Source organism: Paenibacillus sp. S25, from assembly GCF_019454085.1.
Classification (GTDB): Bacteria; Bacillota; Bacilli; order Paenibacillales; family Paenibacillaceae; genus Paenibacillus; species Paenibacillus polymyxa_B.
Genome location: NZ_CP073683.1, coordinates 2,096,096 through 2,115,951, shown reverse-complemented (window position 1 = coordinate 2,115,951; position 19,856 = coordinate 2,096,096). Strand labels below are relative to the sequence as shown.

The window sequence follows — 19,856 nt, the reverse complement described above, 5'->3', positions numbered from 1 at the left end:
TGCACCTTGTACAGTAGCCCGTTTTTAGTCAAAATAGATCGTTTCCTATGAATCACAGGACAGATATCCATGCCTCCTCTAGATGAATGGAGTAGTATACAACAAACCATATGGAGGTGTTTGTATTGGGTCATCCTGAATTAAAACGGAAAAAAGGCCGTAAAAAAAATGTTTTTGTCCGTGCCTGGTTTGATAAGTTAGAAAAAAAGTTTGAGGAGAAGCCCCCAAAGAGAAAAGTCCGCTCGAAACGGAAAGGGGTTGGAAAAGATATCATCGTCAAAAAGCAACTTGTAAGTGTGAATATTAATCATGGCGCTTTAGGGGCTGAAGGGGATCCTGGAACCATAGGTGATTTAGCACAGTTTGGTTATATTTATAACGTGAAGCCCCAAGTTGTTCCGATTGAAGGGGATGTCATTTTGGATACGAACGGTATACTTACACCTGGAATTGCTCATGTTCCAGGAACTACACAGATTGCTGTATCCGATGCTGGAAAATATGAAGTTCACTTTTCGGTGTCCGGTGTGGAACCTAACCAATTCGCCATCTTTATTAATGGCGCACTGGCTGTGGGAACTGTATACGGCTCAGGAGCCGGGGCACAACAGAACACAGGGCAAGCCATCCTCGCTCTGGCATGCGGTGACGTCCTTACTCTGCGAAACCATAGCTCTACTACTGCTGTTACCCTGCAAACACAAGCCGGAGGGACTCAAGCCAGCATAAACGCTTCTGTCCTCATTAAAAAATTGAGATAGGCGTGAACTCCCGCAAAGTCTCAGTGTACTAAAAAGGGTTTATCCATACAGCGAGGATAAACCCTGAATATTTTTTAAAAGGCCATAATGATCCCTTTGTCATTGGCATACATTGAACTAATCCCTCTGGTGGACACAATATGAATATCTTTAAATTGATAGCGTTTCTTCAGCGCATTCATTAATTTTTCCGCCAGCCCAGGATTATTGCAGTGAGTAATGACGATGCTTTCTCCTTCGGTAGCCCGGCCACTTTTTTCAATAGTATCTGCCAGCTTTTCGATAATTTGATTCTGACCGCGTGCTTGAGTAAAAAATGCAATATTCCCGTCACCATCCGAGCCTAAAATAGGCCTGATATGCAAGAGTGAAAGTATCTTTCCAGTGATTTTATTCATTCGTCCGTTCTTAACCAAATTATCCAGATTTTCTAAAACAAAGTACGTTTTCATCTTGCTGATAAAGCTCTCCAAGGAAGAAATAATTTCGCTTTTATGATACCCCTCGTCAATCAACTTGCGTAGTTTTAGAGCTAACAAGAGCTGTCCAGCCGAAGCGCTTTTCGAATCAAATACATGAACATCCGCCCCCTCTTCTTCCGCCATATCTTTTCCTACCAATGCACTGGAATACGAACTGGACAGGTTGCTGGATAACGTGATGGCAAAAGAAGTATGCGCACCTTGAAAGGCTTCCTTATACAGCATAGGTGACGGTGATGCGGATCCAATTTTGGTTGTACAGGCTTTCATTTCTTCCATAAACTGAGGCAAGTCCAATGTGTCATCATCTACGAAGCATTTATCTCCCAGCGTCATATTTAACGGAATCGTAATAACTTGCATCTCTTCTCTAAGCTCTCTCGTTAAATCACAGCAGCTGTCTGCTATTATTTTATATCTCACCCGGTACACCCTCACATTATGTTATTTTTCAATAGAACCCGCATTCATAATACTCAAAGAAAGCTCAATTAACCGTATAAATTCCTTCACATTCTTCTCACCCAGACCTACTACAAGCGCTTCAAAATAACCTTCAATTCTCTGTTGCTTCTGTTTGATCAAGGATTCACCATCTACTGTGAGCCTTACACACATTCGTCGTCTGTCATGCTCAGACATTTCCATAGTCACATAGCCTTTTTTCCTTAATCCCGTAAGCGTTGCCGTAATTCTTGATCTGGATACATGCAGATGATCGCTGAGTAAGGAAGGATTAATTTCATCATCCCGATGCTGAACTAAATATTGAAGCACATGGTTTTCCCCCTGAACAAGCTCCGTCAGGCTACTGAATAATTCCATGTCATAAATCCGGTTAACGGATTCTCTCAATTCTTCCCTTAGTTCATAATCTTTCATAGTGAACCTCCGCAAAACACATAATACATACAGTTAACTATTAATACTATGTACTATAATGAATTGCCCACAATAATAACAATGAAATATTTGTGAATTTTTATACTTTATGCCCCCTTGAATGTCCAGTAGCAGGAGGTTTTATACTGTGGACTGTAAGACAACCAGAGGAAACAACAAGGAGGGTTTAATTTTATGAGGTTTTTGGAAATGTGTTATATTATCATGAATATTATCATGCTCGGTTGGTTTCTATTTGCTCCAAAGAAATCACCGCGAGGATTATGGGCTGGTGTCGGCCTCTTAATTCTATTCCTGCTGGCACATGGACTAATTGAAGGTTTGCGTTGGCCCATGATTCCAGCCTATCTGATGACGTTATTCTTCGTTGTGTGGATTGCTGTACATCGCAGAGCTCTTTCTCATTGGGTACGAAATGCTTTAATTACGACACTTGCAGCTTTTTATGCGGTTATCACCGTCGCTTCTCCTCTCCTATTTCCCGTTTTCGCTTTCGAGAAACCTACAGGTCCATACCCCATAGGAACGGTATCCTACCATTGGACAGATGATACACGTGAGGAAACCTTTACTTCTGCACCTGGCGATAAACGTGAACTCATGGTACAAATCTGGTACCCAGCCAGTTCGACCAGCAAGGGAAGCATAGCTCCGTATCTGTTGCATTCGGATGTGTACGCACAGGCGCTGCATAACGTTTTACATCTGCCCAAGCTACTGTTTACAAATTTGGAGTTCGTTAAAACACATTCTGTTGAAAAAGCCCCCCTGGCTGATGCGGAAGGCAAATATCCGGTACTTGTTTTTTCACATGGATTACACGGGTACAAAAATCAAAATACCTTTCAGGTCGAACAACTGGCTAGTCACGGCTATATTGTGGTAGGAATTGATCATACGTACAACAGCGTGGCTTCCGTGTTTCCAGATGGTCATATCGCGAACTTTGAATCTCAAGGAAAAGAAGGATTTGAGCAGCTCCAATTTACTCATATGGATAAACTCAATCAAGGTTGGGTGAAAGATGCTTCATTTGTAGTCGATCAAATCGAAAAGCTATCCAAGCATGATCCAGATCAGCGTTTTACAGGACGTATGGATCTTGAACGTATCGGCATGTTCGGCCATTCTTTCGGTGGAGCTACTACGGTGCAAATGCTGATGAACGATCCAAGAATTAAAGTGGGGATCAACATGGACGGCGTGCTATATGGCCAACAGCGAATCCCGATTGACGGACTGAATAAGCCCTTTCTGATGATGAGTGCAGAGGACACACTGAATGGCGCTACCACTCTGAGTGATGCATATATTGCTTCGATGGGTACAGACAGAACACAGGTCACCAACTATTACAAAGAGGTCGATGCCCGATATTATTCGGTAGCCGCAGGCGGGAATTACTGGTTGAAGTTAAAACAGGCTAAGCATTTAAGCTTTTCAGATATGTATTTGATTTCACCCTTATTTGAATGGATGGAGGGTGTCGATGTACGCAGTACGCACCGACTGATTAATACTTATACACTCGATTTCTTTAATCACTATCTAAAACAGCAACCCTTCGAACGAATAGAGCAAGACATAGGTGACCATCCTGACTTCACGTTAGAGAAAGGCTGAATAACTGTTCAGCCTTCATCCATGTGCTCAAGCTTCCACTTCATTCCTTGAAGCAATAGAGCAATGCCTTCAACAATTAAGCTCCATTTCGGATTTAAGATTAAGCAAAGTTTATTAAAACGCTGAATGGGTTCAGGTACAGCATCCAGTGCATGTGTGGCATAATGACGGAAAAACGACGTTTTATCCTTAACTTGCTCTGTATTTGCATACAACATGACATAATCTTCGACTATGGCTTGTACGACAGAACTATTCACAGCTAACTGCTGTTCCAAAGCAGCCTCTACCCGAATCCGAATGTTCTCCATGTTTTTGACCCATGTGGCAGCATGAACTCGTGGCTGATGCACCATATTAAAAAAAGGAAGCTCGCTGCGTTCCAAATCCGCCAAATACTGAGGATCGTTAATCAGCTCCTGTAATTCATTCCAAGCTACTGTCTGCTTTGCCGATATTTTCACTTCATTTAAAATATACTTATTAAAAAAATACAAAAACGTGTCCCGCCATTCCGGTGGGACTTTATCCAAAAAGCCGGGCTCCTCCATTTTGTCCAATATAAATTGACTTCGCCTTTGCGCATTAATCGTCAAGGAGTCTACCAGATCGTTCATAAAACGTAATGAATCGCCTGTACGTCCATCCACTTCATGTTCTTTAGCTTGTCGCAAAATGGATATCATATTTGTATATGTTGCAACCTGTGTTTCCAAAGCCTCGATTTGCCAGTCTAGTGCCTGGGCAATATGTATTTCTCCAGATATCATTTGTCGTATATCTTCAACAGCAAAATCCAAGTAGCGCAGGGTTGTAATCAGCTTCAAGCGCCATATATCTTCCAGCGTATATAGTCGGTGTCCTCCTTCCGTATACTCTGAGGGCTTAAGTAAACCAATCTCATCATAGTAGCGAACCGTTTTCACAGTCGAACCAATCATTCTAGCGACTTCCCCAATGGAATGCACATGTTCACCTTCCTGTCTCATCAAGTTTGGCTCATTTCAATTTAAATCGTATATTCTACCTATCCCAATTGACCCTAAACAACATTTCTCTAAGCAAAAATATTGCAGACATTGATTTAACTGCTTATAGAAAGAACCCGGATTTTAACGATAAGCACTACACCATAGTATATTATGACAAAATAAATCGTATAAAGGCTAGTTTTGTATATCCCAATAATAACAAGCAGGATCAGATTGTTGTTTGGACTATATTAGAGAAGTATTAACATTTACAAGAAAAGGCCAACCACTAAATACGGGTTGACCTCATCATTTAAAGAATGACTTACGTTTCTAAAAGAATATGAACTGACTTTACAGCACCGTTTTAACCGTGTCTTGGACTTGTTTTAGCAGTCCTTTATAGCCATCTTCATCAAGGTAGCCGATACTTCCAAGCAGCAAGTGACCGACAGATTTAATTCCAACGAAATCAAAAATTCCCGTATCTGATGTGATCTTCAATCCTGCGGTCATACCGATTTCATCGTAGATCGCGTTGGGAGTACCATGTGTATTCACGATAAAACCTTTTTTACCTGTAAGCAGCTTATTAATCCCTTCCGCACCAGCCGTATATGCAAATCCGTATGCAAATACACGGTCAACGTAACCTTTCAGGATGGCAGGAAGACCTGTCCACCAGATGGGAGAAATAAAAATAATCGTATCCGATTGTGAGATGTATTCCTGCTCCACTTTGATATCAGCCGGAGTTTTCCCTGCTCTCATAGCGGCAGTATCCTCAGGTTTTAACACAGGTTGAAAATCAAGGGCATATAGATCACGTACAACGACTTCGTCACCTTTTTCTTTCAGAGTATTTACAACCGTTTCGAGTATCGCGTGATTAAAGCTTTCTGCGTTAGAGTGAGCATAAATAATAAGATGTTTCATTTTAATAACCTCCAGATGTTTTATTGTTATTTTGATATTAATATAGATATCTATACATTTACTTAAAAAATTTATAATCTGTTTTTTACATGCTCCAGCAAATATTCCAGTTGTTCTTTTTCTTCATCTTTGAGACCACCATAGATGGTTTCTTGCAATCTATTGGAGATCATCTCAAATACAGGCTCTATCTCTCTTCCCTTATCGGTCAGAAATATCAGGGTAACTCGACTATCTTCCCTTTCTTTTTTTCTTTCGACATACCCCAACTTCACTAGCTTGTCGATCAAAACAGTGACAGTGGGTTGCTGACGAGAAATTTTTTGCGTCAATTCCTTAATGGAAAGCCCGTCCTTTTGATAAAGGAACATTAGAATTCCACCATGAGTAGGAACAATTCCTTCAATTCCATTCGATTCGAGCTCAGACACAATCAATTTATTGATCGAGTCTCTAATGGTTCCTATCAGTGCAGCTGCATTATTTTTTAACATACAAGCATTATTACATAGACATCTATATATATCAAGTGTTGGTTTCAGTCTGATCTGGTTTTAGCATATGAATGATTCAAAGAACTAGGATTAAAACACTTGAGTGCCCAAGAAAAGAAAACTTTAGAGCAAATATGACTTAATCTAAATGGTTCATGGTGGACTACTATCAGACGCATAAAAAAGCCAAAACACCAAAGTTCCTTACCTGACTTTGAGTATTTTGGCTTACAGTGTTTATTTATGAAATAAAGAGGTATTCGAAGTATGATATGTTTTAGTTGAGCGTTTGAAGTACCTCAGGTGTAAAGGTTTGAAGATCATGAATTCGGCCTTCACGTATTTTCGTAGCCCATGCAGGATCGCCCAGAAGCGCACGCCCAACAGCTACCAGATCAAATTCATTGTTGTCGAGCCGTTCCAGAAGTTCATTAATATCTTGGTGTCCTGCCCCTTTCCCTTCCGTATAACTTACAAAATCCTCATCCAGACCTACAGAGCCAACCGTAATCGTAGTTTTTCCAGTCAGCTTCTTCACCCATCCGGCAAAGCTCAAATCGGAGCCTTCAAATTCAGGTGCCCAAAAGCGACGTGTCGAGCAATGGAAGATGTCCACGCCCGCTTGTACCAACACATTCAGGAATTGCCCCAGTTTATCCGGTGTATCGAACGGTTTTGCGTTGTAATCATTCATTTTCCATTGGGATAGGCGCATGGCAATAGGGTAGTCAGGGCCAACCTCAGCACGAATAGCTTCCACAAGCTCAATGGCGAATTGAGCACGTTTTATGATATCGCCACCATAGCGATCCGTACGTTGGTTCGTTCTCTCCCAAAAGAATTGATCAACCAGATAGCCGTGTGCTCCGTGAATTTCAACGCCGTCAAAGCCTAGTCGTTTTGCATTCGCAGCTGCATCGACATAGGCGCGAATGACCTTGGCGATTTCTTCTTCTGTCATCGGCTCGGTTACTTTTTTTCCTTCCAGGTTCAGCCCTGATGGACCAATCGATAGCGCTTCGGGATTCGGCTGAGATCCCAAAGGACGAGCCATCCCCATATGCCAAAGCTGTGGAAAAATTTTGCTACCGACTTCATGAACCTGTCTGACCACTTCAGCCCAACCGTTTAAAGCCGCTTCTCCATAAAAATTAGGTATCCTCGGCTCACTTGTTCCAGCCGGATGGTCAATTACTGCACCTTCAGTAATAATAAGACCTACATCATTCTCAGCACGACGGCGATAATAAGCGGCTACATCCGGTCCTGGCACACCATTTGGTGAAAAAGCGCGGCCCATTGCCGGCATTACAATACGAGTCTGCAGGGTCAGATTATGAATGGTATAAGGTTGAAATAAAGCTTCTGTTGAATGGACATTTTGCGGTTGATTACTCAAGGATTGTACCTCCTCATTTTCTTTTATCGCTTTTTAGCAATTCTATAAAAGGCTCGTGCACCATCAAACGGGGTGCAAGTGAAATGTTAGCAATGTTTAATTTATCATTCAACCGACAAAATGTTCATTCTGTTGCTTAACCAAAAGGGTTATAAAATTGTTGTATAACTAAACTCACTTGTTGACAAAACAACACATGTTTATAATGGGGGAATCATTTAATTTACCTGAAAGGAGTGTCTTGAGGATGCCTGGTGTAACCTCACCCAACCCAAACGATCCGCGCGTCATTCGAACACGTAGATTAATTCTCGACGCATTCGTTGACCAATTAAATAAGAAAGACTTCTACACGATTACGATCAATGACATTACCCAAAAAGCCACCATTAACCGTGCCACGTTCTATGCACATTTTCAAGATAAATATGCACTGCTTGAAACCCTTTTGTCAGATGCATTTTTGGAGTATGTTATCAAGAGGATTGATGCTGAGGCACGTTTGTCGGAGGAGATCATTCAGAAACTTATTCTTTCGTTATGTGACTATCACGACTCAAGTAACCAATGCGTTCATAAATATAATTCAGTGGCACCGATCCTGGAAGAACATATTAAGAATCAATTAGAGCAATTCATACTTCAACTCATAACAAGAGAAGCCAATAATACAGACCAAAGAACGTTAGAACTTGCCGCGACCATTCTAAGCTGGTCCATTTATGGTGTAACCTTTCGCTGGAATGTGGAAGGAAAAAAAGAGTCTCCTACAGATTTAGCCGAGAGAGCTGTGCCTTTAATCTTCAATGGGGTTGTCTTATCTCTAGTCTCACAAATCTCTTAGCAGAAAATGCGAATAAAAAGGGCCGTTCCCAGTGTACTTCGATCAGTTCCTGGGACAGCCCTTATAGTATTTAGTAAAATAATTGCATCTTTTATTTAAAGAATTTTCTTAAACATCTCGATAACTTGTTCTTTGCTAGGTATGAACGGATTGCCCGGAGCGCAAGCATCCTTCATTGAGTTCTCGGCAAGCAGATCCAAATCCACTTCATTTACACCTAGTTCAGAAAGTTTGGAAGGAATCCCTACTTCCTTCGACAGGTCTTTGATTCTTTGGATTACATAGTCTGCGCATTCCTTATCGGTTTTCCCCTTATCTTCAAAACCGATGACCTTAGCGATGGCACGAAACTTCTCTGGTACATGCTTGGCATTCTCCTCCTCCACAATCGGCAGCAGCATGGCATTACAAACACCATGAGGCAAATCGTATACGCCGCCAAGCTGATGCGCCATCGCATGAACATAACCCAATCCGGCATTATTAAATGCAAGTCCTCCCAAGAAAATAGCGTATACCATTTGCTCACGTGCTTCTATATCATGACCGTTGCTCACTGTACGAGCCAAATGATTAAAAATAATCTCTACTGCTGCCAACGCAGTCGCATCCGTTACAGGATAGGAACCTGGCGTAACCAAAGCTTCAATAGCATGGGTCAAAGCATCTAGTCCTGTAGCTGCCGTTAATGCGGCGGGTTTGTCTACCATCAGCTCAGGGTCGTTGACCGAAATCGTAGCTACACTATTCTTATCAACCATAACCATTTTGACCTTGCGCTCTTCGTCCGTAATGACATAATTGATCGTGATTTCAGCCGATGTTCCTGCTGTGGTATTAATAGCCACAATAGGAAGCGATTTATGCTTGGATTTATGAACGCCCTCATACTCGGTTATATGTCCCCCGTTGGTAGCAATAATGCCGATTCCCTTAGCCGTATCCTGTGGTGATCCTCCGCCAATCGAAATTAAAAAGTCACATCCGTTTTCTTTCAGAAACTGAACACCATCATGTACATTTTTACAGGTCGGATTTGGTTTTACTTCATCGTATACCGCATAGTTCAATCCAATATCATCCAGCAAAGATGTAACCTTGCCTGCAATGCCACTCTTCATCAAAAATTTATCCGTAACGACTAGAGCTTTGTTTAAATTCAGTTCTTTTATATACGGCCCAACTTCATGCAAACAGCCTGTTCCCATAAGATTGATAGATGGTACAAAAAATACATGTGCGCTCATATAAAATCGGCCTCCTAAAGGATTCACTTCTTGTTGCCTCGCTAACTACGGAATTATTCTCCAAAGTGAAACATTTCACATTTATAATGTTATCTTTATTTTATTTTGGTGTCAATAATAAAACACAGATATTTGTTTGTTTTATTTTTGTTTGTTTTGTTTTTTTAAATGAATCCAATATTTGGTACACAACTAATCGGAGGAAGCCTCGTACAACTTAGATGAACACATTAACAACGAGGTGATGACAGCATGACAATCAACAAGGGAGTATTGCTGGCTCTGCTGGCAGTATCGCTGCTCCAAGCAAACCCGTCTTATGCGAAGTCGGTACCGCTGACTCCGGTGACGACCGTTTATGTGGATGACCACCCGCTTCAGCTTGTCGCCCAGCCGCTGCTGCTAGACGGGACAACGCTCGTCCCCATGCGTCAGTTGTTTGAGGCGCAAGGAGCTGTGCTTTCCTGGAACAGATTCAGCAAAACCGTAACAGCAACCAAAACCGACACGGTGCTGACCTACCACATCGGGGAACTCGCTGCCACCCTAAACGGCAAAACGCTGTCCCTGAATGTTCCGGGACAGATCGTTGAGGGCAACACGATGATTCCACTGCGTTTTGTGAGCGAAGCACTTGGGAGCACAGTGAAGTGGGATGCCCTTACCCGGACAATCCGGATTGCCTCCAGAGACGATTTTTTCACAACAGTTCTTTCCAGGGTCAACCTGCGCAGCGAACCAGATTCATCGGGAGCTTCCCCTTCCCTGCGGCTTATTCCAGCCAGCGAAAAGGTTCACGTCATCCGCGAAGTCAATGCTCTCTGGCTGGAAGTGCGCACTAAAGACAACCTGACTGGATACATATCGGCAAAACCAAAATACAGCGACTATTCCAGCCCATCCCTGGCGGAACGGCAGGGAGATGAACTCATCGCCTACGGAGAGAAATTTCTCGGTACCCCTTATGAATTCGGCGCAGCAACCGGACAGACTTCGACCTTTGATTGTTCTTCTTTTGTGGGGGAAGTGTTCCGGCATACGCTCTCTATCGACCTCCCCCGTGTCTCTTACGATCAGGCTAAAGAAGGGCGGGAGGTCGGGCTGAACGAGCTGCGCAAAGGCGACCTGCTGTTCTTCAGCGCACGCGGGCTAGAGATCGGCCATGTGGCTCTCTATGCAGGGAACAACAAATTGCTGCATACATTCTCCAAAGAACGCGGCGTTCATTTTGACACGCTTGACGATAAATGGAAGAAACGTTTCGTAACAGCGCGCAGGCTGTTTTAGGACGAACCAGATAGTCAATAACAGTATGCTATTCCAGTCCACATTCATTATCTTCTAATTGCCTTTTGCCGGACGCTCCCTTGTGGATTGCGTTCAGGCGGCAAAAGGTCGGGATTCATTGTAAAATGGAGGTCATAACGTTTAAAGGCTACGATCGCTTAAAAAATTGGAATGAGGTATTAATCGTTTTGAAATACTAGGCAGAGTCTTCTTTTGACTATAGACAGGAGGAATAAATAATTATGCAATTTGAGACAAACCGGCTCATTATTCGTGATATTTGCAGATCTGATTGGGAAAGTATACATACGTACACGTCATTGCCTGAAGTTACTAGATATACAGCCTGGGGACCGAATACAGAAGAAGATACAAAGGCATATATAGAACAAGTTCTAGCTTCACAGCAGGAACAGCCACGACAAGACTACGAACTAGCCGTTTGTCTGAAAAATAATGGAATCCTGATCGGCGGTATGGGTATTCATGTCAAAGATACTAATGCAGAATTGGGTTACGTTTTGAATCCAGATTATCAAGGGAAGGGTTATGCAGCAGAGGCAGCACGAGCGTTACTAGACTTTGGATTTAGCACACTTGCTATCCACCGTATTTATGCAACATGTCGACCAGAAAACACGGCTTCTGAGAAGGTTATGCAACAGATCGGAATGCAACGTGAAGGTTTGATGCGTGAACACTGGTATTACAAAGGCGAATTTCATGATTCATATCTGTACTCTATTCTTGCTGCGGAATATAGCAGGACATAAAAGGTATTTTTTATATCTAAATATATTATTGTATTTTTCAACAGACAATTACTCCTTGAGAAACATGTTGCTGCGATAAAATGATAGTTAAATCATTTAATGACAAATAGGTTTGAGGAACTTTTCTGAACGATATAATTTTTATTAAGGAGGGAACAACATGGAAGCTTTTGCAGAATATTTAGCGCATATTGATAACCCCCAACATCGGGCCCGAACGCAAGAGGTTTTGGCTTGGGTAACCAAGAAGTTTCCAAATTTAATGGCAAAAATTGCGTGGAGTCAGCCTCTGTTTACGGATCACGGCACATTTATTATTGGCTTTAGCGTAGCCAAACATCATTTGGCCGTTGCCCCTGAAAAGGCAGGGATTAATCATTTTTCTGAGTTAATTGTACAGGCTGGCTATGATCACACCAAGCAGTTGGTACGTATCCAGTGGGATAGTCCGGTTGATTTCTCATTACTTGAGAAAATGATCGAGTTTAATATTTTGGATAAGGCAGACTGTTCAACCTTTTGGCGGGAATAAAAAAAGGTTCCTTTTCTCGTAAAACTATACATCGAGCATCACAAATAAGTATTTTTCTTCTCGCCCCCTCTACCATCCTTCCAAATCTCATCATGCTAATGACCCTTAAAGTGACCCTATGCTATAATGTGGAAAGTATGGATTGTTACATGCACAGGAGGATTGGAGCAGAATGATTGGGAAATTTTTAATTTTCTCTCTACTATGGAGTTTGCTAGGCAACCCGTTTTTGGCGATGCTCGTACTCCTAATTGTGATCTATATATTGGATCGCAGCTTTGTCGGTGTATTGCCCAGCATCAGCAAACCATGGAAAAGAAGACGCAATGCCGCTCGATTGCGCCAACAGATTGCGCTAAACACCAACGATGTGGCTGCCAAGTTCGATTTGGCTCGTATCTGGATCGAAAGCAAGAAATATCCTCAGGCTTTGGAGCTGTTATTGGAAATTCAATCCCGTTACGAAGAATCAGCAGACTATTGGAACGCACGGGGAACGGCTGAAGTACACACAAACCATCTGGAGGATGGAGAACAGGATTTACTGAAAGCACTGGACATTAACCCGCGGGTGCAATACGGTGAGCCTTATTTGCATTTAGCCGCTGCTTTCAAAGAACGTGACGTAAATAAGTCACTTCATTATCTGCAGCAATTTCAGGAGATTCAGTCTTCTTCCAGCGAGGGCTATTATCTGACAGGCTTGATGTACCGTATGCTGGGACGCAAGGATGAAGCCACTGTAGCCTTTAACCAGTCCATTGCCGTCTATCGTTCCCTGCCCAAATACCGCAAACGAAATGAGCGCAAGTGGGCTGCGCGCAGCTTATTCCGTAAAATAATCGGCTAAACAGCACGCCTACTAATGCAAAGAAAGAGGTTCATGATGGTCAGTTGCTACTGCCATGATGAACCTCTTTCTTTTAATATACTTTGTCCGATCCAAAGCATCCTCTCACGCTCACCGTAACGGCGCATAACCAAGCCGATTCAGCTCTTCCGCAATCACGCGATAACCACGACTGTTCGGATGCACCCGGTCTAACGAAAGCAGTGCCCGTTCATAGCCCTCAAATGCGGGATAAATGTTCGCCACCCGGTAATTGGGTCCGCCCAATGTATAGAGAAACGAGTTGTACTGGCGCACATATACTCCCGCCTCCCTTACCTCTGGAAAAGGATTATATAATCCCACCATTCGGATGATAAATGGCTCACGCTGACCAGACTTTATCTGATACAGGGCATGTACAATTTGGCGTACATGTTCTTTTGTGTGATTCAGCGCTTGCGGAATGGAGGAACCCGACAAGCCGGAACCTCCAGCAAGTGCGCTGATGTATGGGCGCAGATCATTCCCGCCGATCGTTACCGTTATAAGTTCAGCCCGGCTGAGCGCCGACCGAAAAAGCGGATTGTTGCGGACCATTGACAGCAACTCCTGCGATGTCAGTCCGTTGATTCCCAGATTCTCGTAACTGACTGGCGTACGGAGATGTCTTTCTGCCATTCGCCGATAGATAGGTACAAATCCGCCGCTCAGCAACGTCCCCGCACCTGTTGTTAAAGAATCTCCAATCGCTGTATAGTGGTACGCCAATGAAACCCACCTCCCTCTTTCTACATAACATATCTTATGTAGAAAGAGGAACGCAGGACCCGGAGATTCGCTTATTCTTCGTCTATTTCATATATACAATGGAATTGCCCACCATCCGGCAAATCCTCTGATCCATATACGGCAAAGCCCACATTGCGGAAGAAATCTGCCCCCTCCGCATCCGTGTCCACAGTAAGCCGTTTCGGATTACGCTCCTGAATAAGCGTAAGCAGCATACCTCTGGCATATCCTCTATGACGGTTTTCAGGCAACACGGCCAGATGGCGAATTACGGTTGTTCCATCCTCCTGCTCCTCAAAACCAACAATACCTACAATAAGTCCTTCATCTTCTACACCGAACAGCTTCCAGTCATCCGAGGCTTGATAGGTACGTAAAGCTGCTTCTCCGCGTTCAGGATGATCCAGCACAGCGTAGGTTAACAGCTCCAGAACCTCCTCACGATCTGAATCTGTTTTTATATTTTTAAACATTGTTTGTCGTCTCTCCTTAATATCCTGAAATTAGGATTACCTCTAATTCTCCATAATAAGCAACGGCCAGTTATCAAGCCACTGCTTCTCAAACACACGCTGACGAAAAGCCGTTGTGTGACGAAACAAAGGGCTTTGCCGTACCCGCATATCCAGCAGATCTTCCAATCCATGCGGACAAATGACCTCTATTTGATCCTTGTCATTCAATCTAACCGCCACAGCCGTTGCCGTCTCTGGCCAGCGGCTCATCGCATCCTCTATCGAGGAATAAGGAGCCTCTCCGTTGCGAATATGCATCCGAGCCTGATTTTTGACAGACCAGTTACGTCCGGCCTGCTTACGGTTCAAGGACAATTCTAGATACTCATCTCGTTCCTCTAGCGTATTTTTCGGGTCAAAGTAAATAACATCAATATCGTTTAAAGGTGTAGCAGTTGTATAGCCATGGAGCTTGTCCCAAACCCGGTTACGTACATAGCCTGCGGCAATACATCCTTGCGGCAACTTCAGCTCTCGCACATAGCGCAAGTCTTGCAGTACCTGCGGATCATTCATATATTGTATGATTTGTAGCACATTTTCTTCCGACTTCATCCTGCACTCAACTCCCTTTTTATGATGACAGTTGCTGCACCGATTCTCCTCCTTGAGCCGCGATCCGTGCTGTACGCTGCACCAGACGTCGGCGTGCGACCAGAAGGAACGGAATGCCAATCACAACCGACAGGGCAACCGGAACAAAAACGGCAAGCGGCGCCGTTTGACCATAAATATCCAGCAACCAGCCACCAAATAAAGGAGCTAGCACGCTTCCCAAATTATTAAAGCCGATTGTACCGAAGTAGGTCCCTTTATATTGAGCATCTGCAATTTGGTCAATCAGTACGTCCAACATCGTGAACAATAACACTTCACCAACCGTAAACAGCACCATATCCAGTATAAACATCCAGCCTGAGTTTAGCATACCGCACAGCAACAGGCTGACCGCAATACATATATTCCCTGCAATCAAGGAATTTACCGGGGAAAATCGACTTGCCAGTCGCACCAGCGGATATTGAAATGCCAAAACACAAACCGCGTTGACCGTCAGCATGTATGTAAACCATCGAGTTCCTTCTGCGAAGGATAAGGACAAGAATTGAGGCATTGTAGAATTGGAATGAGCATAGCCCATCACACAAAATACCGTTCCCAGCAAAATCGGCATAAACACCGGATCACGGCTGGCTGTACGGAATGCCTCGCCCATCCGCAGTGGAGCCTCTCCCGCCGTTGTACCTATATGCAGATCCGATGCATACCGGGCAAATTGGATCAACAATAGTACCCCGTACAATGCGTACACACCAGCAGCTACCATAAACGGCGTACCCGTGGATGCAGATCCTAACATTAAACCAAGCAACGGCCCTGCCACCACCCCAACATTAATGGCCGCATATCTCATATTGTAGATAAGCAGTCTTTTCTCCTTCGGGGTTACATCTGATAACAGTGCCCGTGAGGTTGGCTCGAACAAGGATCTGCACAGTCCATTCAGAGCATTAATGACAAAAAAGGCCCAGGCCGCTTCCGCCAACGCAAAAGCAACGAATACAAGCGCCCAGCTCGCAATGGACACCAGCATCACCTTACGTCGTCCGATTCGATCTGAAATATATCCGCCGTAAAAGCTGGCAAAAATGCCGACCAACGAGCTAACCGATACAATCACCCCCGTATGAAAGGGGGACACCCCTAGTCGAGTGGTAAGGTAAATAGACAAAAACGGGATACTCATGGATGTCGCCATCCGTCCAAAAATAGTACCGACAATAATCGTCCAAGCCAGCGGGTGAATGGAACGCAACTGTTCTTTCATATATGTCTCTTACGTCCTCCTTCCGCGTGCAAGTCTAACAAGGGGGGAAACTGTCTAGCACTGGTGAATATAGCGTTCCAGCTCTAAACACGTTGCTTGATAGACAGATTGGAGCGCAGACAACTTCGCTTTCGCATTCTCAAGTCGGTTCTCCCGTGCAAGCTGTTCAATATCGGACAGCAACGAGGACAAACGCCCGACACCCAGACTCACACTGCCTGATTTCAACTCATGAGCAGCCTCTACTACTTTTGTGGCTTCGCCCGCAGCAGCCAGTTCTCTTAACCTATTGATTTTGGTAGGTGTATCACTAGTATACATTTCGACCAATGACTCCAGTAGTCCCGTGCTGCCATCCTCGTCCAGCAGCATAATTTCACGTATAACTTCCTCATCCAAAATCGGCTCGGTTTCCGGCTTTGGAAGCCATTTGACAAGCTTTTCAGAGAGCCTTTCAATCGTTACTGGCTTCATCAAGTAATCATTCACTCCAACCTCCCGGCCCCGTGCCTGATCCTCCTCGGACACATTTCCGGTCAAAGAAATAATCGGTACAGGTAGTTGCTGGTTTTCTGCTTCCCGCTGGCGGATCGCTTTCGCCGCATCATGACCATTCAGCAGAGGCATATGATGATCCATTAGAATACAAGCGTAGGATCGTTCGGAGGCCGCTTTTACAGCAGATTGTCCATCCTCAGCAAAATCAATATGCTGAAATCCCAAGTGGTTAAGCTGTAATTGCACCACCTGACGATTTACCCGATTATCCTCAGCCACCAAAATAGTTTGAGAATGACTATGCTCACGTAGCAACTCGCTAAATACCTTCAAATCACCAGTTTCATGCTTCTCCATTTCGTCTGCCTGCTCCGATCCTTTCATGAAGGGAATTTCAAACCAGAACGTCGAGCCTTGGCCTTCTTCACTGACGACCCCAATTTCTCCCTGCATGAGTTCCACAAATGAACTGCATATCCATAGCCCCAGACCCGTTCCTCCATATTGGGATGCGCTTCCTTCACCGGCCTGTACATAGGGCTGAAACAGCTTATTCTGATCCTCCGGTGAAATCCCAATACCCGAATCCTGCACCTCAAACCGAACACGTTGGGAATCTTTTGTTTCCTCCACTAATTTTGTTCGAACGATGAGCAATCCTTCACTCGTAAATTTATTCGCATTGTTCAACAGATTGAGCAAGATCTGCATGATCCTTGCCGAATCTCCCTCCAGATGTTCTGCCACACTGGTATCGGTCTCTATACTCAATCGGTTACCCATCTGATAGATTTGCGGCTCCAACAACTGAGCAACGTGGCTCATAATCGCCTGAACTCTGACGCTTCCGATCTCCAGTTCCATCTGTCCTGCTTCCACCTTGGAAATATCGAGCAGATTATTAATCATGTTCAACAACAGGGAGGCTGACTCACGTATCACACCGATGGCCTGCCGTTGATCTGGGGAAAGTTTGGATGAACCTAACATTTCGATCATTCCAAGTATTCCATTCATTGGCGTTCTGAATTCATGACTAACCACAGCCAGAAAAGTGCTCTTTAGGTCATTAGCCCGTACCGCTTCTTCCTTCGTCCGTGTTAATTCCGCATTACTTTTGGCAAGCTGACGCTGCAGATTGACCAGTTCGTTGTTCATTGATGAAAATTCATTCAGCAGCTTTTCTTCCTCAGCCTTGCTTTTCACAATCTCATCCGTTAATTGTTCGACCGTTTTCCGCAGGACAGCCATTTCTGCTGTCGGTTCCTTCATATTAAAAGGCCCCCTTTACAAAATGACTTACAGGTTCACAAATCTAACCTTATTTCCTGAGCGAAAGTAAGTCCCCTGCAACCTCCAGCGCTTCCTCCGCACCTGGCGCGTATCCGTCCGCCCCTACTTCCTGCCACAAGTGGGAATCGAGATTAAAAGGTAAGCCTCCGACCATAATTTTCACATGGCTAGTCGTTGGGTCTTGCCGAATGAGAGCAATCAACTCTTTCACTAAATGGACATGGTAAGCCATGGTAGCTGAGATAGCCACTACATCCGCCTTGTAACTCACAATGGCCAGAAGCAGACTCCGGTTAGGTACATTAGCGCCTAAATAATACGTATCCCAACCATCCATTTCAAATATATCTGCCAGCATACGCAGACCAATTTCATGCTGCTCACTGCCTACACACGCCGCCACGAGGCAGCGTTCCTTACTTCCACTCCCCATCCATCTGGGGTACAGGCTGGAAATAATAAATTGAGTCGCGGCAGTGCAAAAATGCTCTTGACCGACGGTGATTTTGCCTTCATGCCATAGACGGCCTATTTCATATTGCGAAATTTGAAATATATATTTATACGTATGTTGAATAGAGATACCCTCATCCAGCAAACGGACGATCCAATCTAAAGCCTGTCTGCGATTACCTGAGAGTAAATATTCTAAATATTGAGCCACGTCAGCAGCATAGGGATTATCATCTGTAATAAAAGAGGCATACTCCTCTTTCTTCCCAATTTGCTGTATCCCCAAATCCAGATGCTCCAGCACCATGGTTTTATCCGTATGATCGAAGTGCTCTACCAACGTCTCCTGGATTAATCTGAAATTGATGCTCAAATCTTCTTGGGTTATGCCGAAACCCTCCAGAAGCTTTTTTAACCAGGAGACATACTGTGTAAATAAAATAGGGCTGTTCATGATCACACTTTCAGCTAAATAGTTCAAACTATATATAGAATCCTGTTTTGTCTTTATTTTACCGTTATCCCCAAAACGCTGCAAAAGATCGGGCTGTAATTCGTATTGCTTATGGGTAACTAATTCAGCCAAAGCTCCTGCTTGCATCAATAGCGATTCACCTGCGGTATATTGCTGTATACTCATGTACAGCTCCTTCCCCGACAAGGTATTGTATTCGAAACAGATACTGGGGATTTGTTCCAGACGTGACTATTAGACAATTATACCTGATTTGCGTCTCTACATTAACCCTACTCCCCAAAATACGACAAAAAAATAAAATACCGAGAAGTCGGTATTTTATCTAAAAGCAGTTTTAACCTGCACACGCACAATTTATGATCCGTTACTCTTTTGCCCCTCAGCCATTAGTCCAAGCTTTTTTAACAGATGAATAGCCTGCTCTTTCTCTTCCACAGATAAGCCATCTACGGTCTCCATAATGACACGATGATGCTGCGGGAATATTTGCTCAAAGAAATGACGTCCATCATCAGTCAATTCTGCATAAATCACACGCCGATCATCTTGTGATGCACGACGGGTAAGCAAGTTTTTTTTCTGAAGTTTATCTACCACGTACGTAATATTCCCACTAGAGATTAGTACCTTTTCTCCAATCTTCTGCAAAGGCTGTGGTCCCCGATAATACAGCAGATCAAGCACTCCAAATTCTGTTGTATTTAATCCATGACTATGAATGTCCCGATTCGTACGGGACGTGACCGAATTATAAGCACGAGCCAGAACAACGAACAAATTAAGTGCTAAGTCCTGATCATCTGGTTTTACAGACATATTAACAGCCTCCGTTACTCATATCTTTATTCAAAGATATCTTAATTGTGCACTTTTGTCAAGTTTAAGCGTTCCTTTCCCTGCTCTTACGTCCTATAAATG

The 19,856-nt window shown here is 43.8% G+C and carries 21 protein-coding genes; 7 read left to right on the top strand and 14 right to left on the bottom strand.

Annotation, left to right across the window (positions count from 1 at the left end; all coding sequences use genetic code 11):
- The first annotated feature begins 125 nt into the window (after positions 1 to 125).
- Positions 126 to 761: a hypothetical protein gene (locus tag KAI37_RS09290; RefSeq protein ID WP_071640433.1), complete on the top strand. Its 636-nt coding sequence runs from the start codon at positions 126 to 128 to the stop codon at positions 759 to 761.
- A 74-nt stretch (positions 762 to 835) separates the two neighbouring features.
- On the opposite strand, the gene KAI37_RS09285 is transcribed toward KAI37_RS09290, so the two are convergent.
- A complete protein-coding gene (locus KAI37_RS09285) occupies positions 836 to 1,666 on the bottom strand; it encodes a DegV family protein (RefSeq protein ID WP_071640432.1) in 831 nt (276 codons plus the stop codon).
- A 21-nt stretch (positions 1,667 to 1,687) separates the two neighbouring features.
- Positions 1,688 to 2,125: a MarR family winged helix-turn-helix transcriptional regulator gene (locus KAI37_RS09280; RefSeq protein ID WP_220031125.1), complete on the bottom strand. Its 438-nt coding sequence runs from the start codon at positions 2,123 to 2,125 to the stop codon at positions 1,688 to 1,690.
- A 195-nt stretch (positions 2,126 to 2,320) separates the two neighbouring features.
- Between KAI37_RS09280 and KAI37_RS09275 the strand changes: the two genes are divergently transcribed.
- Positions 2,321 to 3,769: an alpha/beta hydrolase family protein gene (locus KAI37_RS09275; RefSeq protein WP_220031124.1), complete on the top strand. Its 1,449-nt coding sequence runs from the start codon at positions 2,321 to 2,323 to the stop codon at positions 3,767 to 3,769.
- A gap of 8 nt (positions 3,770 to 3,777) precedes the next feature.
- Here the strand turns inward: KAI37_RS09275 and KAI37_RS09270 are convergent, their stop codons facing one another.
- From KAI37_RS09270 to KAI37_RS09255, 4 genes are all read right to left on the bottom strand, one after another.
- A complete protein-coding gene (locus tag KAI37_RS09270) occupies positions 3,778 to 4,758 on the bottom strand; it encodes a MerR family transcriptional regulator (RefSeq protein ID WP_220031123.1) in 981 nt (326 codons plus the stop codon).
- Between the two features lie 336 nt (positions 4,759 to 5,094).
- Positions 5,095 to 5,676 carry an NAD(P)H-dependent oxidoreductase gene (locus KAI37_RS09265; protein ID WP_076292622.1) on the bottom strand — a complete coding sequence of 194 codons (582 nt, stop codon included), beginning with the start codon at positions 5,674 to 5,676 and terminating at the stop codon, positions 5,095 to 5,097.
- A gap of 71 nt (positions 5,677 to 5,747) precedes the next feature.
- Entirely contained in the window at positions 5,748 to 6,170 is a 423-nt protein-coding gene (locus KAI37_RS09260) for a MarR family winged helix-turn-helix transcriptional regulator (protein ID WP_025718540.1), read from the bottom strand.
- 277 nt (positions 6,171 to 6,447) lie between these two features.
- Positions 6,448 to 7,569 (bottom strand): NADH:flavin oxidoreductase, encoded by a 1,122-nt coding sequence (locus KAI37_RS09255; RefSeq protein WP_220031122.1) that lies wholly within the window; start codon positions 7,567 to 7,569, stop codon positions 6,448 to 6,450.
- A gap of 247 nt (positions 7,570 to 7,816) precedes the next feature.
- On the opposite strand from KAI37_RS09255, the gene KAI37_RS09250 reads away from it, so the two are divergent.
- Positions 7,817 to 8,413 (top strand): TetR family transcriptional regulator, encoded by a 597-nt coding sequence (locus KAI37_RS09250; RefSeq protein ID WP_023988140.1) that lies wholly within the window; start codon positions 7,817 to 7,819, stop codon positions 8,411 to 8,413.
- Between the two features lie 95 nt (positions 8,414 to 8,508).
- On the opposite strand, the gene KAI37_RS09245 is transcribed toward KAI37_RS09250, so the two are convergent.
- Positions 8,509 to 9,660 (bottom strand): iron-containing alcohol dehydrogenase, encoded by a 1,152-nt coding sequence (locus KAI37_RS09245; protein WP_220031121.1) that lies wholly within the window; start codon positions 9,658 to 9,660, stop codon positions 8,509 to 8,511.
- A 252-nt stretch (positions 9,661 to 9,912) separates the two neighbouring features.
- On the opposite strand from KAI37_RS09245, the gene KAI37_RS09240 reads away from it, so the two are divergent.
- From KAI37_RS09240 to KAI37_RS09225, 4 genes are all read left to right on the top strand, one after another.
- The gene (locus tag KAI37_RS09240) at positions 9,913 to 10,947 is read left to right on the top strand and encodes a C40 family peptidase (RefSeq protein WP_220031120.1); all 1,035 of its coding nucleotides are present in this window, start codon (positions 9,913 to 9,915) and stop codon (positions 10,945 to 10,947) included.
- Positions 10,948 to 11,189: 242 nt separating this feature from the next.
- Positions 11,190 to 11,720, top strand: coding sequence for a GNAT family N-acetyltransferase (locus KAI37_RS09235; protein WP_220031119.1), 531 nt, complete (start codon positions 11,190 to 11,192; stop codon positions 11,718 to 11,720).
- 160 nt (positions 11,721 to 11,880) lie between these two features.
- Positions 11,881 to 12,252 (top strand): iron chaperone, encoded by a 372-nt coding sequence (locus tag KAI37_RS09230; protein ID WP_220031118.1) that lies wholly within the window; start codon positions 11,881 to 11,883, stop codon positions 12,250 to 12,252.
- 172 nt (positions 12,253 to 12,424) lie between these two features.
- Positions 12,425 to 13,102, top strand: a complete 678-nt coding sequence (locus tag KAI37_RS09225) for a tetratricopeptide repeat protein (protein WP_220031117.1) — start codon at positions 12,425 to 12,427, stop codon at positions 13,100 to 13,102.
- Between the two features lie 111 nt (positions 13,103 to 13,213).
- On the opposite strand, the gene KAI37_RS09220 is transcribed toward KAI37_RS09225, so the two are convergent.
- The 7 genes from KAI37_RS09220 to KAI37_RS09190 all read right to left on the bottom strand — a co-directional run bounded on the left by KAI37_RS09220 (position 13,214) and on the right by KAI37_RS09190 (position 19,754).
- Positions 13,214 to 13,852 carry a GDSL-type esterase/lipase family protein gene (locus KAI37_RS09220; RefSeq protein ID WP_104495981.1) on the bottom strand — a complete coding sequence of 213 codons (639 nt, stop codon included), beginning with the start codon at positions 13,850 to 13,852 and terminating at the stop codon, positions 13,214 to 13,216.
- A gap of 71 nt (positions 13,853 to 13,923) precedes the next feature.
- The gene (locus KAI37_RS09215) at positions 13,924 to 14,346 is read right to left on the bottom strand and encodes a GNAT family N-acetyltransferase (protein ID WP_104495980.1); all 423 of its coding nucleotides are present in this window, start codon (positions 14,344 to 14,346) and stop codon (positions 13,924 to 13,926) included.
- A gap of 42 nt (positions 14,347 to 14,388) precedes the next feature.
- Positions 14,389 to 14,943 carry a nucleotidyltransferase family protein gene (locus tag KAI37_RS09210; protein WP_220031116.1) on the bottom strand — a complete coding sequence of 185 codons (555 nt, stop codon included), beginning with the start codon at positions 14,941 to 14,943 and terminating at the stop codon, positions 14,389 to 14,391.
- A 19-nt stretch (positions 14,944 to 14,962) separates the two neighbouring features.
- Positions 14,963 to 16,216 (bottom strand): MDR family MFS transporter, encoded by a 1,254-nt coding sequence (locus KAI37_RS09205; RefSeq protein ID WP_013309823.1) that lies wholly within the window; start codon positions 16,214 to 16,216, stop codon positions 14,963 to 14,965.
- A gap of 54 nt (positions 16,217 to 16,270) precedes the next feature.
- Complete coding sequence (locus KAI37_RS09200) at positions 16,271 to 17,986, bottom strand: ATP-binding protein (protein WP_220031115.1); 1,716 nt, start codon at positions 17,984 to 17,986, stop codon at positions 16,271 to 16,273.
- A 49-nt stretch (positions 17,987 to 18,035) separates the two neighbouring features.
- On the bottom strand, positions 18,036 to 19,100 hold the full coding sequence (locus KAI37_RS09195; protein WP_220031114.1) for a cobalamin B12-binding domain-containing protein: 1,065 nt from the start codon (positions 19,098 to 19,100) through the stop codon (positions 18,036 to 18,038).
- A gap of 192 nt (positions 19,101 to 19,292) precedes the next feature.
- On the bottom strand, positions 19,293 to 19,754 hold the full coding sequence (locus tag KAI37_RS09190) for a MarR family winged helix-turn-helix transcriptional regulator (protein WP_220031113.1): 462 nt from the start codon (positions 19,752 to 19,754) through the stop codon (positions 19,293 to 19,295).
- Positions 19,755 to 19,856 lie beyond the last annotated feature (102 nt).